Raw genomic sequence first — 3419 nt, forward strand, 5'->3', positions numbered from 1 at the left:
GCCTATTGCTCCGGCCGCGGCTCGGGCTGCGCCTCCTCAGTAGGAAGCTTTGCACGCTCCCAGCCGTCGGTGCCATCGGGATACCAGGCGATGTTGGAGTAGCCATACGCGAGCGCGCGCTTGGCGGCGTTCCAGGACATCCAGCAATCGGCCAGGCAATAGATCACGAGCAGCGCGTTCTTATCGCCGTGTGATGCACGCGCCAGGCCGCGCTGGAAATAGTCGTCCATGGCGGGCGGCAGCGTGCCGTAGCCGGTATCCGGCAGCCAGATGCTGCCCGGAATATTTTTGCGCGGCGCCTCGCGCCAAACGGTACCCGCGGGAAGGTTTTTCGGCTTCGGCGCGCGCGGCAGCACGTCGATGAAGGCGCCGCTCTTCGCGCGCCAAATCGCCTCGGCTTCTGACGTCGACAGCACGCGCGCGCCGCCGAGCGTCGGCGGCACGGGCGCGCGGTAGTTGTCGGTGCGATAGCCTTCGGGCTCGAACGGCTCCTGCTGCTGCGCAACGACCGGCGCCACCAGCACGGCGCCGACCAGCGCAGCCGCAAGGTGCCGCCTCATGGCGTCTGCCTCATGGTGCCTTCTTGGTCGTCTCCGCGCCAAGCGGCCGATCGTTCTCGTCCAGCAGCGGCACGCCGAAATCGAGCAGGATCTTGTTGATCTCGCCCTGGTTCTCCTGGATCAGCTTGTTGAGCTGCCGCTTCCAGTTCTGGTCGGCGCCACGCACGCCCATGCCGATGCGATAGACCAGTTTTGGCCCGGTGGTTTCCTTCACCAGCGGCGTGACATGAAGCGACCCCGCCTTCTTCGCGTAGAACCCTGCCATCGGTCCCCACAGCACGCCGGCGTCGATCTTGCCCGCCGTGAGATCATCGATCATTGCCTGCGCCGAATTGTCGTAGCGCGTGTCGATCATGAGCGGATAGGGCTTTGCATCACCCATCAGTCCCGCAATGGCCATGTTGGTCGCAGGCGGCGTGCCGGCGACGATGCCGACATGCTTGCCCTTGAGCCTGGCATCCTCCAGCGTGTCGACCTCCTCCAGCCCGCTACCTGCTTTCGCGACCAAGGCATAGCTCGTGCGGTAGTAGGGATTGGTGCCTTGCACGAGGTCATCGCCTTGGGGGAAGCCCATGATGACGTCGCAGCGATGCGAGCCGAGCGTCATGCGCACGAAGCCGGTGGCTTGCGGAAAAAAGACATAGTCGAGCTTCTTCTGGAGCTTGTCCGCAAACAGCTCGGCAAGCTTGTTCTCGAACCCCTCGCCCTTCTCATTCGAGAACGGCAGATTGCGCGGGTCGGAACAGACGCGTAGCACCTTGGGGTCGACCAGTTCGAACGAGAGGTCACCCGTCTCGTTGGTCTGCGCTATGGCGACGTCGCCGAACGCGCAAGACGCAACCAGGATACTCAGTGAAAGCAACCAGCGACGATGTCGTCCGGCCTCCGTCATCGCGCTTCCTCCTAGGCTTGTTTGAATGCTAGCCATGCAACGCATGACGCGCCATGTTTTGCCAGACTTTGTGCTGGCTTTCTTTGTTGCAGTGCAATGCGCGCAACCTTTGAACTGAGGCTGAAAAGTGTCTCGCATCGCTCTCGTGATCGCAGCCTTGTCCCTGGTAACAGCGACGCTAGCATGCGCCGCAGCGGCCGAATTGCCTGTGAGCGAAGTCGCGCCGGGAATCTTCGTACACTCCGGGACCATCGCCCTGATGACCCGCGAGAACGAGGGCGACATCGCCAATGTCGGCTTCATCGTGGGCGAAGATGCGGTGGCCGTGATTGATACCGGCGGTAGCGTTCGCGAGGGCGAGGCGCTGCTGGCGGCGGTGCGGGCCCGCACCAGCAAGCCGATCCGCTACGTCATCAATACCCACGGCCATCCCGACCATGTTTTCGGCAATGCGGCTTTCGTCGCCGGGGACACCATTTTCGTCGGTCACAGCCGATTGCCGCGGGCGCTCGCTGCCCGTGGGCCGTACTATCTCGACAATTTTAGGCGCATCATGGGCGACGAATTGATATCTCCCGTGAAAATCGTGCCGCCCACAATGCTCGTCACGGACACCCTGATGCTCGATCTCGGTGCGCGCCGCCTCAACCTGCGGGCTTGGCCGGCCGGGCACAGCGACAATGACCTGACCGTGTTCGATGAGATGACGAAGACGCTGTTCACTGGCGACCTCATCTTCCTCCGCCATATTCCGGTGATGGACGGCAGCATTCGCGGCTGGCTTCGCATCCTCGCGGAACTCGAGAGCATTCCGGCGCAGCGCGTCGTTCCCGGTCACGGACCTGTGAGTGAATGGCCTGCCGCGCTGACCGATGAACGGCGCTATCTGACGGCACTGCTGGCGGACATCCGGGCGTCGAACAAGAAGGGCGAGCCGATCCGAACCGCTGCAGACAGGGCCGCCGCCTCGGAACGGCCGCACTGGGAGCTGTTCGACGACTACAACGCCCGCAACGCAACCGCAGCATTTTCGGAAATTGAATGGGAGTAGCGGACGCGCTACGATGCGTGAAACGTTGCTTCGTCCGCGGGACCATGACCATGACGGGATGCACGCGCCGACTGCCTCTGATCGCCCTGCTCCTCGGCATTGCATTCGCCGTGCCGGCGCAGGCGGAAGAGGCTTACGATCCCTGGCCGGGCCTGGTGCAGGACATCTTCAGCAGCCGTCCGATGAATGACGGCGGCAATGTCATTGGAATCGAGATGCCGTATCGTGCCGAAGACGCGGCCATCGTGCCGGTGACCCTGCGCAGCAAGCTCTCGCCCGGCGATGCCCGCCGCATCCGTTCGATCACGCTGGTGATCGATCGTAATCCCGCGCCGATGGCGGCGAAGTTCGAGCTCGGACCGGATGCCAACGTCACTGAAATCTCGACCCGCGTGCGCGTCAACAATTACACCGACGTTCATGCGGTGGCCGAGCTCAGCGATGGCCAGCTCTATGTCTCGAAAGTCTACGTGAAGGCCTCCGGCGGCTGCTCGGCACCAGCAGGGAAGAATGCCGAGGAGGCCCAGAACCGGCTCGGCCAGATGCGCTACCGCCAATTCGCGCGCGAGGAGGCCCCGGCGAGCCGCATGCGGGAAGCGCAGATCATGATCGGCCATCCCAACAATTCCGGCCTGCAGATGGACCAGGTCACACAGCTCTACATTCCCGCCTTCTTCATCAACCAGCTCAAGCTGACGCAGGACGACAGCCCCGTGCTGTCGATGGAAGGCGGCATCTCGATCTCGGAAGATCCAAATCTGCGCTTCACCTATGTATCCAACGGCGCCAGGCGTTTTCGCGCGGAAGCCAAGGACACGGACGGACACGTGTTCCGGAACGAGTGGGACGTGGAGAAGCCGGGGACGTGAGGCTCCCGGTCGTCATGGCCGGGCTTGTCCCGGCCATCCACGATCTT

Annotated in this window: 4 protein-coding genes; 2 read left to right on the forward strand and 2 right to left on the reverse strand. The window is 63.2% G+C overall.

What is annotated here, in order from left to right; all coding sequences use genetic code 11:
• Nucleotides 1–2 precede the first annotated feature (2 nt).
• A complete protein-coding gene (locus IVB32_RS05075; protein WP_018460288.1) occupies nucleotides 3–560 on the reverse strand; it encodes a PQQ-dependent catabolism-associated CXXCW motif protein in 558 nt (185 codons plus the stop codon).
• A gap of 10 nt (nucleotides 561–570) precedes the next feature.
• The gene (locus tag IVB32_RS05080; protein WP_247295105.1) at nucleotides 571–1452 is read right to left on the reverse strand and encodes a substrate-binding domain-containing protein; all 882 of its coding nucleotides are present in this window, start codon (nucleotides 1450–1452) and stop codon (nucleotides 571–573) included.
• Between the two features lie 127 nt (nucleotides 1453–1579).
• Between IVB32_RS05080 and IVB32_RS05085 the strand changes: the two genes are divergently transcribed.
• Nucleotides 1580–2503, forward strand: a complete 924-nt coding sequence (locus IVB32_RS05085) for a quinoprotein relay system zinc metallohydrolase 2 (RefSeq protein ID WP_026233993.1) — start codon at nucleotides 1580–1582, stop codon at nucleotides 2501–2503.
• 50 nt (nucleotides 2504–2553) lie between these two features.
• The gene (locus tag IVB32_RS05090; protein ID WP_026233994.1) at nucleotides 2554–3372 is read left to right on the forward strand and encodes a quinoprotein dehydrogenase-associated SoxYZ-like carrier; all 819 of its coding nucleotides are present in this window, start codon (nucleotides 2554–2556) and stop codon (nucleotides 3370–3372) included.
• Nucleotides 3373–3419 lie beyond the last annotated feature (47 nt).

Origin of the sequence: Bradyrhizobium sp. 23 (genome assembly GCF_023073295.1) — a bacterium.
GTDB classification, from domain to species: Bacteria; Pseudomonadota; Alphaproteobacteria; order Rhizobiales; family Xanthobacteraceae; genus Bradyrhizobium; species Bradyrhizobium canariense_D.

Coding starts and splice junctions, on each gene's coding strand:
- IVB32_RS05075 (WP_018460288.1), bottom strand. CDS start 560: ATGAGGCGGCACCTTGCGGCTGCGCTGGTCGGCGCCGTGCTGGTGGCG.
- IVB32_RS05080 (WP_247295105.1), bottom strand. CDS start 1,452: ATGACGGAGGCCGGACGACATCGTCGCTGGTTGCTTTCACTGAGTATC.
- IVB32_RS05090 (WP_026233994.1), top strand. CDS start 2,554: ATGACGGGATGCACGCGCCGACTGCCTCTGATCGCCCTGCTCCTCGGC.